Source organism: Acinetobacter sp. YH12098 (genome assembly GCF_013419235.1).
Taxonomy (GTDB): domain Bacteria; phylum Pseudomonadota; class Gammaproteobacteria; order Pseudomonadales; family Moraxellaceae; genus Acinetobacter; species Acinetobacter amyesii.
On record NZ_VPAO01000006.1, the window covers coordinates 16,010 to 33,928 of the forward strand.

15 protein-coding genes are annotated in these 17,919 nt (G+C 43.2%); 8 read left to right on the forward strand and 7 right to left on the reverse strand.

What is annotated here, in order from left to right; translation table 11 throughout:
- The first annotated feature begins 101 nt into the window (after window positions 1-101).
- Genes yajC through secF form a run of 3 tightly spaced genes read left to right on the forward strand, consistent with a single transcriptional unit; the run spans window position 102 to window position 3,357 of the window.
- Complete coding sequence (yajC, locus tag FTU38_RS02720; protein ID WP_078191271.1) at window positions 102-431, forward strand: preprotein translocase subunit YajC; 330 nt, start codon at window positions 102-104, stop codon at window positions 429-431.
- Between the two features lie 54 nt (window positions 432-485).
- Window positions 486-2,384: a protein translocase subunit SecD gene (gene secD / locus FTU38_RS02725; protein ID WP_111885819.1), complete on the forward strand. Its 1,899-nt coding sequence runs from the start codon at window positions 486-488 to the stop codon at window positions 2,382-2,384.
- A 10-nt stretch (window positions 2,385-2,394) separates the two neighbouring features.
- Window positions 2,395-3,357: a protein translocase subunit SecF gene (gene secF, locus FTU38_RS02730; protein ID WP_180110507.1), complete on the forward strand. Its 963-nt coding sequence runs from the start codon at window positions 2,395-2,397 to the stop codon at window positions 3,355-3,357.
- A gap of 62 nt (window positions 3,358-3,419) precedes the next feature.
- Here secF and FTU38_RS02735 read toward each other — a convergent pair whose 3' ends face one another.
- From FTU38_RS02735 to cysM, 5 genes are all read right to left on the reverse strand, one after another.
- Entirely contained in the window at window positions 3,420-4,070 is a 651-nt protein-coding gene (locus FTU38_RS02735; RefSeq protein WP_180110508.1) for a hypothetical protein, read from the reverse strand.
- A gap of 81 nt (window positions 4,071-4,151) precedes the next feature.
- Entirely contained in the window at window positions 4,152-6,458 is a 2,307-nt protein-coding gene (locus tag FTU38_RS02740; RefSeq protein WP_078191275.1) for a bifunctional (p)ppGpp synthetase/guanosine-3',5'-bis(diphosphate) 3'-pyrophosphohydrolase, read from the reverse strand.
- A gap of 24 nt (window positions 6,459-6,482) precedes the next feature.
- Window positions 6,483-7,880 (reverse strand): 23S rRNA (uracil(1939)-C(5))-methyltransferase RlmD, encoded by a 1,398-nt coding sequence (gene rlmD / locus FTU38_RS02745; RefSeq protein ID WP_180105888.1) that lies wholly within the window; start codon window positions 7,878-7,880, stop codon window positions 6,483-6,485.
- A gap of 6 nt (window positions 7,881-7,886) precedes the next feature.
- The gene (locus FTU38_RS02750; protein WP_180009011.1) at window positions 7,887-8,705 is read right to left on the reverse strand and encodes a 3'-5' exonuclease; all 819 of its coding nucleotides are present in this window, start codon (window positions 8,703-8,705) and stop codon (window positions 7,887-7,889) included.
- A gap of 32 nt (window positions 8,706-8,737) precedes the next feature.
- Window positions 8,738-9,658: a cysteine synthase CysM gene (cysM, locus tag FTU38_RS02755; protein WP_078191278.1), complete on the reverse strand. Its 921-nt coding sequence runs from the start codon at window positions 9,656-9,658 to the stop codon at window positions 8,738-8,740.
- 153 nt (window positions 9,659-9,811) lie between these two features.
- On the opposite strand from cysM, the gene FTU38_RS02760 reads away from it, so the two are divergent.
- The 5 genes from FTU38_RS02760 (at window position 9,812) to rsfS (ending at window position 15,736) form a co-directional block, all read left to right on the forward strand.
- Window positions 9,812-12,619, forward strand: a complete 2,808-nt coding sequence (locus FTU38_RS02760; RefSeq protein ID WP_180110509.1) for an ATP-binding protein — start codon at window positions 9,812-9,814, stop codon at window positions 12,617-12,619.
- 111 nt (window positions 12,620-12,730) lie between these two features.
- Complete coding sequence (locus FTU38_RS02765) at window positions 12,731-13,519, forward strand: crotonase/enoyl-CoA hydratase family protein (RefSeq protein ID WP_180004603.1); 789 nt, start codon at window positions 12,731-12,733, stop codon at window positions 13,517-13,519.
- 32 nt (window positions 13,520-13,551) lie between these two features.
- Window positions 13,552-14,421: an NAD(P)-dependent oxidoreductase gene (locus FTU38_RS02770; RefSeq protein ID WP_180110510.1), complete on the forward strand. Its 870-nt coding sequence runs from the start codon at window positions 13,552-13,554 to the stop codon at window positions 14,419-14,421.
- A 42-nt stretch (window positions 14,422-14,463) separates the two neighbouring features.
- Entirely contained in the window at window positions 14,464-15,261 is a 798-nt protein-coding gene (locus FTU38_RS02775; protein ID WP_078191282.1) for a hydroxypyruvate isomerase family protein, read from the forward strand.
- Window positions 15,262-15,334: 73 nt separating this feature from the next.
- Window positions 15,335-15,736: a ribosome silencing factor gene (rsfS, locus tag FTU38_RS02780; protein ID WP_078191283.1), complete on the forward strand. Its 402-nt coding sequence runs from the start codon at window positions 15,335-15,337 to the stop codon at window positions 15,734-15,736.
- 95 nt (window positions 15,737-15,831) lie between these two features.
- Here rsfS and FTU38_RS02785 read toward each other — a convergent pair whose 3' ends face one another.
- Both FTU38_RS02785 and FTU38_RS02790 read right to left on the reverse strand, forming a co-directional pair.
- Entirely contained in the window at window positions 15,832-16,449 is a 618-nt protein-coding gene (locus FTU38_RS02785; protein ID WP_111885449.1) for a hypothetical protein, read from the reverse strand.
- A gap of 13 nt (window positions 16,450-16,462) precedes the next feature.
- Window positions 16,463-17,794: an ammonium transporter gene (locus FTU38_RS02790; RefSeq protein WP_180110511.1), complete on the reverse strand. Its 1,332-nt coding sequence runs from the start codon at window positions 17,792-17,794 to the stop codon at window positions 16,463-16,465.
- Window positions 17,795-17,919: the final 125 nt, after the last annotated feature.

Sequence of the window (17,919 nt, forward strand, 5' to 3'; positions counted from 1 at the left end):
TCAGCATTTGCGCTGAAGAAAAAGACAAGGTAAATTGCTGAACAAGTCCAATTTATTTATCAAAGTATTGATAACCAGTTTTTTTAGTTTAGGAAAATGAAATGAGCCTTTTTATTTCTACTGCTCACGCGGCAGGTGAAGCTGCACAGCAACCAAGCATGATGGCAAACCTGTTGATGATTGCGGTATTTGTCGCAATCTTCTACTTCTTGATCTGGCGCCCTCAATCAAAACGTGCAAAAGAACATCGTGCACTAATTGAAAGCCTAGGTGTTGGTAGTGAAGTTGTTTTTGCGGGCGGTTTAATGGGTAAAATCACAAAAATCGAAGGTGATTTTGCAGTTGTTGAACTGAACCGTGGCGTAGAAGTAAAAGTACAACGCGCAAGTGTGATTTCAGTTCTGCCTGAAGGCACTCTAAATAACCTTTAATCAAAAAATAAGTCGTGCACCCGCACGGCTTTTTTCATTTTAAGAAGAAAACGAATGCGTTACCCAGCATGGAAATATCTACTGATTCTAGTGGTACTAGTCATCAGTACATTATATGCCCTGCCAAGTTTGTATCCTGATGAACCTGCTGTTCAAATTTCAGGTGCCAAAGCCGGTACCCAGATTGACCAAAGCATCGTACAAAAAGCAGAGCAGATTTTAAAATCTGAAAATATTGCCAGCCATGACAATAGCTTCACCAATAATGCCGCTTTATTACGTGTTGATTCGAGCGAACAACAATTAAAAGCGAAAGAAGCACTGCGTCGTGGGCTCGGTGAAAATTATGTCGTCGCACTGAACCTTGCGCCCACTACACCAGAATGGCTACAAAAAATTGGTGCTAAACCAATGAAGCTGGGTCTGGATTTACGTGGTGGTGTACATTTCCTACTTGAAGTGGATATGGATAAAGCCATTTCACAACGTATGGAAACGTCTGCGGCTGACTTACGTCGCCAACTTCGCGACAATAAATTAAAATTCAATAGCTTATCTTTGAACAACAACACCATTACGATGCAATTTGCAAATAATGATGACCGTTCTGCAGCTATGGATTTCCTTCGTCGTAACGGCAATGAATATACTCAACAAGCGGTTGCAACAACTGAAGGTTCAACACTACGTTTAAGCTACACAGATACACGTAAACAAGAAATTCAGTCTTATGCTGTCAACCAAAACTTAACAACTTTACGTAACCGTATTAACGAGTTAGGTGTAGCGGAAGCATTAGTACAAACTCAAGGTAGCAACCGTATTGTGGTTGAATTACCGGGTGTACAAGATACTGCTGAAGCAAAACGTGTACTTGGTCGTACTGCAAACCTTGAGTTCCGCTTAGTTTCTGACTTAAATGATCAATACATCGATCCATACACAGGTCAAGCCAAAGGCTCATTACCGCCGGGTACCGAAGCTTTTGCTTATGAATCTTTGGACAGTGGTCGTCAATTATTGCTTAACCGTAACCGTATCTTAACGGGTGAACGTGTACAAAACGCGTCATCAGGCTTTAGCCAAGATACAGGTGGTGCTGAAGTAAACATTACTTTGGACACTGCGGGCGGTAAGTTGATGTCTGAAGCTACTCGTAATGCTGTAGGCAAACGAATGGCAGTTTTGTTCATCGAGAACAAACAAAAAATTAGTTATGTTGCAGATCCTGCAACAGGTACACAAACTGAAGTTCGTACACCTTATACCGAATCCGTGGTCATCAATGCTGCAACGATTCAAGCCGTATTGGGTTCTCAGTTCCGTATTACCGGTCTAGATTCACCTCAAGAAGCATCTGAACTTGCATTGATGTTACGTGCAGGTGCATTGGCAGCACCAATGTACTTCGTAGAAGAACGTGTGATTGGTCCAAGCCTCGGTCAAGAAAACATTGACAAAGGCGTGTTATCAACTCAAATCGGTTTCTTATTGGTTGCGATTTGGATGGTGGTCTTCTTCCGTGTATTCGGTTTGATTGCCAACTTTGCCCTTGTGGTTAACCTTGCCATGATTTTAACCATCATGTCTTGGATTGGTGCTTCCCTCACCCTGCCGGGTATTGCAGGTATCGTGATTACCATTGGTATGGCGGTCGATGCCAACGTACTGATCTGTGAGCGGATACGAGAGGAAATTAAATGGGGTGCCTCGCCGAAACAGGCGATTGTTGCGGGTTATGATCGTGCGTATAACACCATCTTTGACTCCAACTTAACCACATTCCTGGTTGCTTTCATTCTGTTCGCCATTGGTACAGGCCCAATTAAAGGCTTCGCGGTTACCCTAATGATTGGTATTGTCTGCTCAATGTTCACAGCAATTACTGTGACACGTGCCATCGTACAAATCATTTATGGTAAAAAACGTAACCTGAAGAAGTTGAGCATTTAGGAGATCGAAGATGACTGAAAATACTCAACCGAAACAATACGGCCGTCCTGACAACGAGCACATTATTCCGTTTATGAAGATTGCCAAACCGGCAGCCTTCATCTCGATTATCTTAACCCTCGCAAGTATCTTCTTTATTTGCACCAAAGGTCTAAACCTCGGTTTGGACTTTACTGGCGGTGTGGCAGCAGAGTTGAACTATAGTCAACCAGTAAAATCTGCCGATGTGAGCTCAGCGCTGACAAAAGCTGGTTTTAAAGACCCTGTAGTACAAACTTTAGGATCTGACCGCGACCTGATGGTTCGTATGCCAGTTCAAAAAGAGATTGAAGCTGAAGACTTAACCAAAGCCATTACGACTGCTGCTCAATTGCCGGGCAATAAAGCAGAAGTGCATAAGGTGGATGTCGTTGGTGGTCAAGTCGGTAATGAACTCTACGTGCGTTCTGCGGGTGCTGTAGGTCTTGCCCTACTGCTCATGCTGGTTTATGTCACTATTCGCTTTGAGTTCAAACTTGCGATGGGCGCTGTACTGTCTTTATTCCACGATATCGTGGTGACCATTGGTATCTTTGCAATGATGCAGTGGCCGTTTGACTTAACAGTTTTAGCTGCGCTACTCGCGATTATCGGCTTCTCACTCAACGATAACATCGTTGTATCTGACCGTATTCGTGAAAACTTCCGTAAGATTCGCGGTGCAGAACCTCTCGAAGTTGTCAACAGTGCATTAACTGAAACACTTCGCCGTACCATTCATACTTCTATGACACTATTACTGGTTGTTGTGGCGATGATGGTACTAGGCGGTGATGGTCTGAAATGGTTCTCTGTTGCAATGTTTGTTGGTGTATTTGTGGGTACATATTCATCAATCTACATTGGTACAGCCTTCGCGTTATGGCGTGGCCTGAACCGTCAAGACTTCATTGTACAAGTGAAGCCTGAATTTGAAGAAGAAGAGATTCCTTAAGCTTTTCGTCTTATAATTCAGATCAAAACCCATCTTCGGATGGGTTTTTTTATGCGACTACCTTAAATAAATGAGCTAGGCAAAATCGCAATAATAGGATGTAACTTTTTAATATCGGATTGCAGGAATTCTACCTGTCGTTTTTGGTCTAGACTTGCAAATTGCCATGTATCATCTGTTTGCTGTATCACGTTTAAAATTAAATTTAAGCCATTTCGCAAATATACACAGGCTAGATCCGATCTCTCTACCCCTCGCCGTTCGTCACAGACCACAAGCCAACCCTCTTGTAATATAGGTGCATAATACGACGCTGTGATGCGAATGAAATACAGGTCTTGAGTGTTTTTAAATAATGCTGAATATTGAGATGAATCATTTGAAATCGGTTTTAACGAAAATGCCTGTGTCTCAACCACCTGCATTTCAAAAAGGACCAAGCTTGCTTGCTCCTCAGTGCACTTGTTTTGTTCTATAAACTGAACTTCATGATCTAAACTTCCCTTAATGAGTCCCAATTGTGACTCTAATTCACGTGCAAATTTCTCTCCAATCTGCCGATGACTATTTAATAATTGGGAAATTAAAGGAACTGATAAGCTAAAATGTTCACATACGGCTTTACCATTTTTAAAAGGGCCTGTTGCCACCCAATGGTCAATCGCTCGTGTTAAATTCTGTCGACGCTTTTCAAAAAGCTCTGAAGGCAGCATAAGCATTCAATTTTATAATTTCTCTCCCCCAATATAATAAAAAAACCCGCACGCAGCGGGTTTTTTTATACAGCTTTATTTTTAGCTACCTTGTACCAATCGACGTGCGCTAATAATGCCTGGTTGTTGCTCTAGACGTGCCAACAGTTTCGACAACTGCGCCAAGCCTTTCACTTCAATCAACAGCTTCATATTGGCAATACCATCACTCTCGGAAATGGTATTCACCTGACGAATATTGATTTGGTCTGAGAAAATCACTTGAGTCAGATCTTTAAGCAAACCACGACGGTCATAAGCTTCCACCACGATTTGCACACTTTGACCACGAGTTGGCTGCATTTCCCAATCCGCTTCAACCGCACGTTCAGGCTCTTGCCCAATCATACGGATATAATCCGGACATGCGACCTTATGGATACTTACGCCACGATTCAGCGTGATATAACCAGCAATCGATTCACCATGCACAGGCTGACAACACTGAGCAATGTGTAGTTCTACATTGTCCAAACCATCAATCAAAATACCATGCGCCGAAAGCGTATGACTTGCACGTGGGTTCAATGTTGGTTTTAACACCAGTTCAGGCTCATCCTGATCGAGGTGCATATGACGGTTAACCTGATTGATTAAAGCATGCAAGCTAATGTCACCACTTACCAAGCCAATCAATATATCTTCACCCAATTTCACATTAAAATGATTGCAGTAATCATTCAAATCGATACTTTTCGGGTGAATCGCCAAACGTGACAATTCTTTATTCAGAATCTCACGTCCCACTTCCAAATTTTTACTACGGTCTTGCTGACGGAACCAATGACGCAACTTATCACGTGCACGAGCCGTCTTGATATAACCCAGCGAGTTCACCAACCAATCTCGGTTAGGCTCACGATCTTTCTTGGTTAAAATCTCAACCTGTTCCCCAGTTTTGAGGGTATAGGTTAAAGGCACATAACGTTGGTTTACTCGTGCCGCATAGCACTTGTTGCCTACTTCAGTATGCACATGATAGGCAAAGTCGAGCACGGTGGAACCGCGTGGTAATTCTTTGATATCACCATCACGACTAAACACATAGATTTTCTCAAAATCTTCAAACTCTTGGATTTGTTCGAAGTTTTCAGAATCTTCATCTTCTTTATGGGCGCTAGCATCATTTCGTTCTTGATAATGTTCAAGCACGGCACGCAAAGAATGTAAGCGATGATTAAATGAATAATCTGTGGTTTTAGAACCTTCTTTGTAGTTAAAGTGCGAACACACCCCGAGTTCAGCTTCTTCATGCATATTATGCGTACGAATTTGCACTTCTAAAGATTTGTTCTCTGCAATCACGGCCGTGTGCAGTGAGCGATAACCATTGGCTTTCGGGTTGGTAATATAATCATCAAACTGATGCGGAATATGACGCCAAATCTGATGAACAATCCCCAGTGTGTGATAACACTCAGGTACATTATCCACCAAAACACGAACCGCTCGAATGTCATAAAGCTGATCAAAGCTTAGGTTCTTACTCTTCATTTTTCGATAAATCGAATAAATGTGTTTCACCCGACCATTAATCTCGGCCTCAATGCCATGATCTAATAGTTCTTTACGCAACTTTTCTGTAACGAACTGAATATATTGTTCACGCTCTAAACGTTTTTCATTCAGTAAAGAGGCAATTTCTTTATAGCGTTCAGGTGCTAGATAACGGAAAGCGAGATCTTCAAGCTCCCACTTAAGCTGTGCAATCCCTAAACGGTGCGCGAGCGGCGAGTAAATGGTTAAAATTTCTCGTGCGACACGCTCTTGACGCTCTTTGGTTGAATGCGCTAACTCACGTAATGCATAGGTACGTTCAGAAAGTTTGATTAATACAACGCGAACATCTTCGGTCACCGAAATCAGCATTTTATAAATGCCGGTCAAATGTTCACGCTGGTTATTATTAAAATGATCTTCTAAACGTTTATTTTGCTCAATCAGGTCAGACAACTTACCCATGGCAAGCGTGCCTTTCACCAAAGCATGCACTTGATCGCCAAATTTGCTTTGGACTTCTTCTAAACTGGTTACGCCTTCACGAACACTTCGATACAGCATGGCTGCTGATAACGTATCTTCATCCGCATACAGATGAGCAAGAATATCCGCCATTTCAATACCCGTATAGAAGGTATTCGAGCGATGGTTGACCGTTGTTTCAAGTTCATTCTGTAAGGTCAGATGTGCAACTTCTTCGAGTTGCTTTAGAGGAGCCCCGTCAAACATGCCACTCACACGCTCTAGCCATTCAGCCAAATCATGCTGTGCTTGCTCGGCATGTTCTACAGTCGTTTCCTGTGACAACTCATTGAGACGTCCAGGTAATTGTTCACGTACTGTGACCATACCCTACTCCTAGTTTTCTACGCTTCATAACTTTTGATCGTTTATCTGATTTTCTTTTTCGAACAAAGCAATCGATTCGACATGCCCTGTATGGGTAAACATGTCCATGACACCCGCTTTTTTCAAACGGTAGCCTTGTTGTACCAGCATTCCAGCATCGCGTGCTAGTGTTGCAGGATTACATGACACATAAACGATTCTTTTTGCACCAAATTGGGGCACATAACGCATTATTTCTTCTGCACCAGAACGTGGTGGGTCTATCAATAATGCATCAAATCCTTGTTTTGCCCAAGAATGATGCGAAAAATCTTTTGTTAAATCTTGTGAATAAAATTTCAGTTGCGAAAGGCCATTGTTTTGTGCATTTTCTGCACCACGCTGAACCATTTCTGCACTCCCTTCAACTGCAACGACTTGACCCGTTGAACCCACACATTGAGCAAGTGGTAAAGAAAAGTTTCCTAAGCCACAAAACAGATCTAGAACTCGCTCACCCTGTTGTAACTGAAGCAATTCACATGCCAGTTTCACCATTTGCGGATTAATCGTGGAATTCACTTGCGTGAAGTCTTGAGGATTAAAGCCAAATTCCACAGCAAAGTCACTTAGACCATAGTGCAGACGCATCGGTGCATCGGGATGATCCACACGATGTAAGCTGTCTGGCCCTTCAGGTTGCAAGTACAGTTGCCACTCTTTATGTAACGCAAATTTTACTAATTGGTTGACATCTTCCGCGCAAAGTTCCGCCGTATGACGAATTAGGAGGGCAATTTCTTGATCTCCCATGGCCAGTTCCATATGCCCAATATCTGCTTTACCTTGCAGACTTTGTAACAATTGTTTGAGTGTGGTGATGGAGCCAAACTCACGATCCAACACCATACAACGGTCAATCGAAGTCAGTTTATTTGACTGGCTTTCACGAAAGCCAACCACAAGCTTATCTTTTGCAGGTAGGTAACGCACACCAATACGTGCTTTGCGACGGTAGTCTTCACGCAATGAACGTAAAGGAGCTAACCATTGATCAGGTTGTATCCCAGCAAAATGTTGCAAATGTGATTGTAAAACATCTTGTTTTAAACGAATTTGCTCGTCGGGATGAATATGCTGCATGCTACACCCACCACAAACCCCATAATGTGGGCAGGCCGGTTTAACCCGTAGAGCAGACTCTTCACTCAGTAATTCCAGACTGTCTGCTTCTTCGAGACGCTTAACGACATTAGTAATACGCGCACGCACCGTTTCACCCGGCAAGGCATAACGGATAAAGACTTTCTTACCGTGTTTTTCTGCAGGATGATCTGGATGCGTCCCAAAGTGCGCTATGCCTCGCCCCTCATGTGAAAGCGATTCAACCTGAAATGTATAAATGGGTTGTTGGGCTTTTTGGGGTTTGGCTTTGTGTTTCATGCGTACCTAATGTGTGGAAGATGGGAAATCAGATTGGGTGAATTCGGTACGTTGCGAGGTTTGCTGCCATACCAATAAAAAGTCAGCGTGTTGCGGCTGAGTTTGTAAATATTGAATCGTACTTTGAATCAAGTGCTGATGATCATTTAACAATAACTGTCCTTTCAGCAACAGCCAGCGTAAATAAATCAACCATGTATTGAGCACATCACCTTCACAGTAGCTGGTCAGTTCCATCCACTGTTGTTCACGCACATATTCAGGCACATGGTAGCCACCATCACCACGTTTACCGGGGAAACCAAGTAAATGTGCTGCATCGTCGAGCTTTTGAAAATGACGACCATGGAACATGGCCATGACATCCATCAAATCTACATGACGATGATGATAACGATTCTGGTAGTTATTATAGCGCTTTTGCGTATCAATCTCGCCCTGATCGAACAAACTTGGTGCAGATAGTCCGTGATACATGGCACGGAACAAAATCACAGGCAAATCAAACTGTGAACCGTTCCAACTGACCAAGGTCGGATGACGCTTTTCAAAAATAGAAACGAATTTTTTTAAAATTTCAGCTTCGCTATTGTCTTCACGGCTAAATGAAAACAACTTCATGCCCTTTTCATCAATCCATAGTCCAGAGATACAGACAATTTCATGCAAGGCCAAACGCTGAAAATCCGTGCCCGCCTCTTGGCGACGCAGTTTAGTCAGCGCAGCATCTAGATCCACCTCAGGCAGATCCAGTCCATACAAATGCGCACCTGACTTCAAATCTGTCAGTGTTTCGATATCAAAAATTAAAACAGGTAAACGCATAAGTACTCACCAGTGCCGTTCGGCCACTGTAATTATTCAGGATCAACAACAGAGAATAGACCAGTAGACAAGTAACGGTCACCACGGTCACATACGATGCAAACAATCACGGCATCCGGATTTTCTTCAGCCAATTTAACTGAAGCCCATACCGCACCACCCGATGATGTACCTGCACTGATACCTTCTGTACGCGCTAAACGACGAGCCGTTTTTTCCGCTTCAATTTGCGGAATATCCATAATACGATCAACACGTGAAGGGTCAAAAATCGTAGGAAGATATTCTTGTGGCCAACGGCGAATACCAGCAATGTTTGAGCCTTCAGACGGCTGTAAACCGACAATTTGAATATCCGGATTTTGTTCTTTTAAATATTTCGAAATCCCCATAATGGTCCCGGTGGTTCCCATAGAGCTGACGAAATGTGTAATTTTACCGCCCGTTTGTTTCCAAATTTCTGGACCCGTAGTGAGGTAATGTGCTTCTACATTGTCCGGGTTACCAAACTGGTTTAGGACTAAACCTTTGCCGTCTTTTTCCATTTGAAGGGCAAGATCACGTGCTTCTTCCATGTTTTCTGATTCGATCAGTTCGGCACCGTAGGCACGCATGGCATCTTTACGCTCTTGGCTAGAACTTGCAGGCATGATCAAAGTCATTTTATAGCCACGCATTGCAGCAACCATGGCTAAAGCAATCCCTGTATTTCCGCTCGTCGCTTCAATCAACGTATCACCCGGTTTAATCTGACCACGCTTTTCCGCTTGCATAATCATGTTATATGCAGGGCGATCTTTGACCGAACCCGCTGGGTTATTGCCTTCTAACTTGGCTAATACTGTTGCTTGAGTATGACTTGCCAGACGTTGTAAACGCACTAACGGCGTGTTGCCGACGTAATGGTCTAATAAAAAATCGTCTGCTTGAAAATCAGGGGTTGTATTACTCATTATTCACACCTATATCGAGGTGCGCCTATTGTATGAAAAAATGCCTTTGCCTGCACCCATTTGCCTTGCTTTTTCGCGAAAGTGATTAAAGCACAATCAGTTTTAAATAATCCATGCTAATATTCGGGGCATAAGGAATAAACTGCTTAAACCATGTCAAATATCAACAAAAAGCTTTTTAAACGCCTACACTTAAATCATGCCTATGGTCAGTTGATTGCACTTATTTTTGTGCCGATCACCATTTTGGCCTGTGTCGGTGCAATGTTGGTAATAACAGAAACCTCCAATGCAGCCAAAGCACAACAAAAACAAATGGCTGTCGCGATCCTGACGCGCTATCAACCCACGTCAGAATCTGCCATAGAGTTACTCAACCTTTATCCGTGGCAGTTTGATCAAGCTCGTAATGCCATGCAAAGCATGTTGAATGAAAAACATTTGATTCGTGCTGCAATTTTAGATCTTAAAGGCAACAACCGCCTGAGCATCGGCTTTCAAGATCAAGATATTTGGCCTGCTTTTGACAGTAAAGCGTCTTTTATTGGACCGATTGCACATCAGGGCAACCATATTTATGCCCTGAAAATTTCAGATTCAACCCAGACGCCGGCATGGTTAAGCATTGAACTGGACAATCAACCGCTGCAAATTGCCCGCTATCGCGTGTTAATCGTGTTGATTGCAACAGGTTTATTGACGCTCTTATTACTTTTGCTGTGTTTGAATTTCTATTCACGTCGTTGGATTGCACCAATGTACGAAATTCGTATGCAGTTACAACGTTTAAATGCCGACACCCTAGATCAGCACATGATCATTAACAGTACTGGCGAACTCCGTTTATTACAGCGTGATATTGCCAATGTGGTTAAACGCTTACATTTCAGTTTCTTAGAGCTACGTGAACATACCGAACAAACGGAAGATGACTTAAGACGCACGCTTGATACTTTAGAAGTGCAAAATATTACCTACCGTCAAGCACGTGACCAAGCAATCCATGCCAATCAGTCGAAGTCGGTGTTCTTAGCCAATATTTCCCATGAACTGCGCACGCCACTTAACAGTATTGATGGTTTTATTCATCTTTTACTGCGCCAAGGCAACCTCAGTAATGAACAAAATTTATATCTACAAACGATTCGTAAATCTTCTGCGCACTTATTGGCTTTAATTAATGACGTGCTTGATTTCTCCAAAATTGATGCAGGTAAATTAGAACTTGAAACTGCGCAATTTGACTTAGAAGAAGCCGTCTTTGATGTGATGGATATGTTGTCACCATTGGCAGCACAAAAGCACATCGATATGACCTTCTACTATGCGGACAATGTGCCGAAATTTGTGGTTGGTGATGCCCTACGCTTCAAGCAAATTTTGACCAACTTAATTTCAAATGCAATTAAATTCACTCCAGATGGTGAAATTATTGTCCGTGTCCGTATGGAGCATGATGACATCGGTCAATGTCTGCTGCACTTTAGTGTGCAAGACAGTGGTATCGGCCTAAGCGGTACCGACCGTAAGAAACTGTTTGAATCTTTCTCGCAAGGTGATGCATCTGTGACCCGTCAATTTGGTGGTACAGGTTTAGGTCTTGCCATCTCCAAACAATTAGTCAGCCTGATGCATGGACAAATTGGTTTTGAAGATAACCAAGAACGTGCCCCAACAGAAAAAGGTTCAACCTTCTGGTTTACTGCGCGCTTTGTGGTCGATGAAGAAATTGAAATTGTGCATCCACAATTTAGCAATCTACAAGTCGTTTCCTACTTAGCACATCCAGCAACCGCCAATGTCCTACGTCATTACTTAGAAAATTATGATGTTGAACATATTGAAACGCAGTCGATCCTTGATTTATTTAGTCGACTCAATCAGCTAAAAACCAATGAAAATACCTGGTTGATCGTCGATCACAGTGGTGACTCCGAAGCCTTACTGAAAGAAATTCGTCATCGTTATAGCGGTAACTTAGCGGTTTATGGCTACCAAATGATGCTCGATCCAAGCATGTTGAACGAGTACCGTGCTCGCCCATTGCATCAACCACTCAGCCGTACAGCGCTGATTCAGTTATTGAGTAATGAGCCTTGGTTTGATCAAGAGCAGCATGAAGAATTTAATGGTCAAGGTCTGCACATTTTAGCTGTCGACGACCATTTACCAAACCTGATTGTGCTTGAAGCCCTGCTCTCTGAGTTAAATGTTAAAACCACTAAGGCTTTGAGTGGACAAGAAGCCATCGAAATCATTCAGGCTCGCCAAGAGCAAGGTTTGGCAGCTTTTGACCTCATCTTTATGGATATTCAAATGCCTGTGATGTCAGGTGTCGATACCACGCGCGCTATTCGTTCACTTGAGTCAACCTTCGAAAATCATAAGCGCCTTCCAATTATCGCTTTGACGGCACATGCGCTCTCTGATGAAAAACAAAAACTCCTACAAAGCGGTATGGATGACTATGTCACCAAGCCCATTCAAATGGATCAAATTATTCAAATCTTGACCCAATGGACTACCGATAACTTTAAGAAAGTACCGGTTTTAGAGCGCAGTTCAGTGATTGAAGCCCTAGAGCCGAGTATTTTAGATTGGCAACAAAGCTTGCAGTTGGCCGCGAATAAAGAAGACCTTGCGGTCGATTTACTGAAAATGCTCGTCGATAGCTTTGAGCAAGAAATCCATGAAATGGCTCAACTCATCGAAGATGAAGATTTTCCACAATTAGAGCATGTGCTACATCGGCTTTATGGCGCAACCCGCTATGTGGGCGCTCCGACCCTCCAAGAGGTTTCAGGTCATTTTGAGCAGTTTGTATCGACCTTACGTAAGGAACGCCGTAAAGCAGATGACGCTTTTGTCCAAGAAACCCTGAACCGTTTTGATGAGTTAAAAAATGTCATGGCTCAAGTTGAACACGCAGCTCAACAAATCTTAGCCAAACAAAATAATTAAGCACAGTCCGACTAAAGTCAGTGCCGTCCAGCTTCTGTTGTGACTGCACTGTCATGTATCCTGTCAGGGTGCATGCTATGCTCGGGCGCAGAAACAACAAGAGTAATTACCATGGCTTTATTACGTGTAGAAAAAAATAATGGCATTGCAACGGTTTACTTAAACCGTCCAGAAAAACGTAATGCAATGAGCTTTGCATTGCTCAAAGAATTGGTCAGCACCGCTGAAAAATTAAAAAAAGATCGTAGCTTACGCTGTGTCATTTTAACCGGTGAAGCCAATGTATTTAGTGCTGGCATTGATTTGGCTGACCTAAATGATCCGAAAAATCGTGCCTATGCTGCATGGGAACTGTTAAAACCCGGTCAAAGTTTATTTCAAAAAGCCTTTCTGATTTGGCAGCAACTTCCTGTGCCGGTGATTGCCGCACTTGAAGGCTTTTGCTTTGGTGCAGGCATGCAACTTGCCTTGGCTGCCGATATCCGTATTGCCCACCCGAAAACGCAAATGTCGATTATGGAAAGTCGTTGGGGCTTAGTCCCTGATATGGGCTTAACCCGCTCACTCAAAGGTGTGATTGGACTGGATTTAGCCAAAGAATTAACCCTTACAGCACGTATTTTTGACGCAGAATATGCCAAGGATATTGGCTTAGTGACGCATTTAAATGTACAGCCTTTGCTTCAGGCACAGCAGTTAGCCGAAGAATTATCGCAACGTTCACCAGATGCCTTGGCAGCGGCAAAACAAGTGCTAGATGCTATGGAACATAGTCCAAAACGCTCTTTACGCTTAGAAAAAATCTGGCAATTTAAATTACTGCTCGGCAAAAACAGCCAATTGGCACGTAAAAAAGACAAGAACCCAGAGGTTCAGTTTTTACCACGCCAATATAAGTAAAATAGTCACACAGGATAGATTGAGTACAGCACATGGCGTTTGATCGTAATACAAAAATTGCATTTCTAGGTATGGGGCTGATGGGTAGCCGTATGGCCACGCGTCTCATTCAGGCAGGATTTGAAGTTGCGGTATGGAACAGAACTGCCGCTGCGTGTGATGAGTTGATTGCGATTGGCGCGACAGCGCTTCAATTGGACAAGATTGCCCATTATCCTGTGGTTTTATCTTGTCTCGCAGACGATGCTGCTATTGCCGCGGTGTATGCAAGCATCGAAAATCATTTAGCGGCAGGACAAATTATTGTCGATTTTTCGAGTCTTTCTGTAAATCAAACCCATCAATTGGCTCATGCTGCAAAGTTAAAACAAGTCACTTGGATTGACTCTCCTGTTTCGGGGGGCACAGCAGGCGCTGAGCAAGGCACCTTGGTCATCTTTGCCGGTGGTGATGCTCAAACGATTCAAGATTTGAGTCTGATTTACAATGTTTTATCTCAACGTGTTACCCGCATGGGCGACTCAGGTACAGGTCAAGCCACCAAAATTTGTAATCAGCTGATCGTCGCTTCCAATAGCACGTTAATCGCAGAAGCTGTCGCATTGGCCGAGAAATCAGGTGTAGACACCACGTTATTAGCACCAGCGCTTGCAGGTGGTTTTGCAGACTCAAAACCTTTTCAGATTTTAACTCCACGTATGGCCTCGCATCAGTTCGAACCCGTGCAATGGAAAGTTCAAACTTTATCTAAAGACCTGAATAATGCAGTCCAACTGGCCGCCGAGTTTGAGTTAAGCATCCCTGTTGCCAGCCTTGCTTTATCGCAACTCAAAGCCCATCAGGACAATGGTTTTGCAGAAAAAGATTTAGCCACCATCATTCAACATGTCGAACAAAACTAACGACTTTCACTTTAGAAGTAAATTGCTTCAAGGACGATATACATGACTCAGCTCGCGGTTAATTTATCCATGATTTTTACCGAAGTGCCGTTGTTAGAGCGTTTTGCTTTGGCTCGTGAACATGGTTTTAAGCATGTAGAAATTCAGTTTCCGTATGAGCTGAGTATTGAGCAAATCCAAACCCAGCTCACTATCAATGATTTAAGCCTGTGTTTAATTAATGTCCCTGCGGGTGATTTGATGCAAGGCGGCGATGGTCTTGCGGGAGTTCCGGGGCGTGAAAATCAATTTCATCAGGCCTTAGAGCAATGTATTCGCTATGCCACTGCGTTAAATGTACCGAGTGTCAATATTTTAGCCGGCAAACAGCCCCAAGATGCAGACTTACTCCCATGTTTAAATACCTTGTCGAGCAACCTTAAACTGGCATGCCACATGTTGTCCGAACATCATATTCAACCGGTATTTGAAATGATTAATGGCACTGATATGCCGCGCTTTTTGGTGCAAAATATTGCCCAAGCTCAGGAAATGCTTGAAGCTGTACAACACTCTACTTTGAAGATGCAATATGACTGCTACCACATGGCGATGATGGGTGAAGATATTCTCAGTACTTTGGCAGAAAATATTCAGGATATCGGTCACATACAGTTTGCTGACTGTCCGGGGCGACATGAACCTGACTCAGCACAGATTCCATTTGCAGAGATTTTTAAATGGTTAGATCAAAGCCAATATACAGGTTACATCGCGGCTGAATACCGACCACGAAGCAACTCATCACATTCTTTTGCGTGGAAAGACAAATACTTCCCTCATTTAGCCAATGGCCAATGACGTGTTGATTTGAAATTCAGCAACAAAACCGCTATATTAGATCATGTAAAATTGTCAGGAAATCATACCCTCTATGAATTTAGAACCATCGCCCAGCGCTTCTAATTCTCTCGATCTCGCAAAATCAACGCAAATCAAAGACGTACAAGCTTGCTTAGCTGTTGTACGTGAAGCACTTGAAGATGTAAAAGCCAAAGATATTATTGAACTTGATATCAGCACTATCAGCAACGTAGCAGATGCGATTGTTATTGCGAGCGGTACTTCAACTCGTCACATTAAGTCTCTTGCAGACAACGTGGCAGAAGAAGCACGTAAAGCTGGATTCCGCCCTATCGGTGTTGAAGGCGAACGTGATGCTGAATGGATCCTGATTGATCTCGGTTTTGTAGTGGTACATGTGATGTTACCTACAGCACGTAAATTCTATGATTTAGAAAGCTTATGGCGTACAGCTCCAGAAACTGTAGCTTAAGCTTCCAGAAAAAAGCGACCTAATTAGGTCGCTTTTTTTATCCCTTGATTTTATACACCAAGGGCAATCAGCTTCATGGTGTTTTACCCCATACACTAAAGCAGTTGATGTAAATCCACCTCAGGATAATTGGCTTTAATTTTCAGCTTGGTTTGTGCATAAACTTGGTCTGCACGCATCGGGCCATAAAAGTCACAATACACTTCATAAATGCTCGTTAAAACTTTGGCATAACTGGTCAAGGGCAAAAACTCGACAAAACTCGCTGAATTAATTTGTGCATTTGCCGCAATTGCCAGTCCGATTTCTTCTAATTGCTCAATCACATCTTGGGTGAAATCAGCCTGATCTGTAGATTTCACCGTCAGCATGACTGACTCGATAAAGCCTAAAAAAGCTTCGCTAATGGTCTCTGCAATGAGCTCGTCTTCTTGCTCCTGCTCCTGCGGTTTTTCAACCCTTAACAGTTCCTGCTTTTCTAAGGTAGATAACTCATACAAGACTTGCTTCAGCATATCTTTACGATAAAAGCGAAGCTCCTCTGTGGTACAGATATCATTTAAGAAGCGATTTAAGACAAATGACGGTTTCATGCTGTACTGCTGTTCCCAGTGCCGTAGCGCACTGTCGAGTAACGTCCCATGAATAAATTGTTGTAAGCCTTTTTCTAAAGCTTCGCGGCGTTGTGCCAAATTCAACAGTTCGGTGCTCATTGCTTTACTCCTGTTAATGACGCTTGGTCATATCATCCGTTTCAAAAGTCACATCTTTTTGAAACTCGGGATAAGACAATTCAGCATGTTCGGTATAGTCCAAACCCCGTTGTTCATGTTGCTTACTCACCCGTAAGCCACCCAACAATTTGTCCAAGACCTTAAATACAATGAACGCAACGCTAAAGCCCCATAAAAAGGCTGCAATCACCCCAAGCCCTTGTATCGCGATGATATCGCCATTAAACATATTATTTTCAAGGAAGATCCCTGCCGCCAATGTTCCCCATGCGCCACAGAAACCATGTACCGTCACCGCATCCACCACATCATCCAGTTTCATTTTTTCCATAAGCATTGGCAGGAAGGTCACCATGACACCTGCACATAAACCGGTGATGACTGCATAGAGTGGAGACATCGTTGCACAGCCTGCCGTAATGGCAACTAAACCACCCAGTGAGGCATTGATCGTACTGCGAATCAAAATGGCTTTAGATCGGATGAGACAGAGCAACATATATGCAACCACGGCAGCACACGCCGCAAGATGCGTATTTAAAGCAATACGTCCTACGCTGACATTGGCATTAATGGTCGAGCCTGCATTAAAACCAAACCATGCTAACCATAAAATAAAACCGCCTAATGCTACCAAAGGTAAGTTATGCCCTGGTAAATAATGGCTTTGCCCATTGCGTCCAAATCGACCCAAACGTGGTCCCAATACAATGATGCCAGCCAAGGCAACCCAGCCGCCCATTGAATGCACCACGGTCGAACCTGCAAAGTCGATAAATCCGAGTGCTTTTAACCAACCGTCTCCGCCAAATAAACTGCCCCATGCCCAACTACCAAAGACAGGATAAATCAGACCTGAGACAACGGCCGCACTCACCACATAAGCGACAAAATGAATCCGCTCTGCCATTGCACCACTGGCAATGGTGGTTGCCGTTGCAGCAAACATCATTTGGAAAAATAGAAGGTTCCAGTGCCAATCATCCAGTTGATCGGGTGCAAAATGACTGAAGCCAAACCAGCCCGTGGTATTGACCCCAAACATCAGACCAAAACCCACCAACCAAAACACCAGACCACCCAAGCAGGCATCCATGTAGTTTTTCATGAGTACATTCACGGTATTTTTACTGCGAACTGAACCACTTTCGATCATGGCAAATCCGGCTTGCATAAAGAACACCAAGATACCGCCCAGTACCACCCAAATACTGTCGAGCGAAATACGAATTTCTTGAATATTATTGGCGATTTGCGGGTCAACTGCCCATGCAGTCGATGTCAGGACACTCAGAAACAGTGCCATCAAGTATGTTTTTTTCATGATTATTCCCCCAAGAATAACCATGCTGTGCAAAAAGAATACCAAATTTCAGATAATTAATTATTTTTCAATGCATTGCGTCACAAAACCAGTTCGCGACAATATTTTGAATCACTGAGATCGAA

What these genes read in the sequence shown, in the direction of transcription:
- FTU38_RS02775 (WP_078191282.1), top strand. Translation starts at nt 14,464, where the DNA reads ATGACTCAGCTCGCGGTTAATTTATCCATGATTTTTACCGAAGTGCCG.
- rsfS (WP_078191283.1), top strand. Translation starts at nt 15,335, where the DNA reads ATGAATTTAGAACCATCGCCCAGCGCTTCTAATTCTCTCGATCTCGCA.
- FTU38_RS02740 (WP_078191275.1), bottom strand. Translation starts at nt 6,458, where the DNA reads ATGGTCACAGTACGTGAACAATTACCTGGACGTCTCAATGAGTTGTCA.
- FTU38_RS02765 (WP_180004603.1), top strand. Translation starts at nt 12,731, where the DNA reads ATGGCTTTATTACGTGTAGAAAAAAATAATGGCATTGCAACGGTTTAC.
- FTU38_RS02750 (WP_180009011.1), bottom strand. Translation starts at nt 8,705, where the DNA reads ATGCGTTTACCTGTTTTAATTTTTGATATCGAAACACTGACAGATTTG.
- FTU38_RS02770 (WP_180110510.1), top strand. Translation starts at nt 13,552, where the DNA reads ATGGCGTTTGATCGTAATACAAAAATTGCATTTCTAGGTATGGGGCTG.
- FTU38_RS02790 (WP_180110511.1), bottom strand. Translation starts at nt 17,794, where the DNA reads ATGAAAAAAACATACTTGATGGCACTGTTTCTGAGTGTCCTGACATCG.
- cysM (WP_078191278.1), bottom strand. Translation starts at nt 9,658, where the DNA reads ATGAGTAATACAACCCCTGATTTTCAAGCAGACGATTTTTTATTAGAC.
- secD (WP_111885819.1), top strand. Translation starts at nt 486, where the DNA reads ATGCGTTACCCAGCATGGAAATATCTACTGATTCTAGTGGTACTAGTC.
- FTU38_RS02735 (WP_180110508.1), bottom strand. Translation starts at nt 4,070, where the DNA reads ATGCTGCCTTCAGAGCTTTTTGAAAAGCGTCGACAGAATTTAACACGA.
- rlmD (WP_180105888.1), bottom strand. Translation starts at nt 7,880, where the DNA reads ATGAAACACAAAGCCAAACCCCAAAAAGCCCAACAACCCATTTATACA.
- secF (WP_180110507.1), top strand. Translation starts at nt 2,395, where the DNA reads ATGACTGAAAATACTCAACCGAAACAATACGGCCGTCCTGACAACGAG.
- yajC (WP_078191271.1), top strand. Translation starts at nt 102, where the DNA reads ATGAGCCTTTTTATTTCTACTGCTCACGCGGCAGGTGAAGCTGCACAG.
- FTU38_RS02760 (WP_180110509.1), top strand. Translation starts at nt 9,812, where the DNA reads ATGTCAAATATCAACAAAAAGCTTTTTAAACGCCTACACTTAAATCAT.
- FTU38_RS02785 (WP_111885449.1), bottom strand. Translation starts at nt 16,449, where the DNA reads ATGAGCACCGAACTGTTGAATTTGGCACAACGCCGCGAAGCTTTAGAA.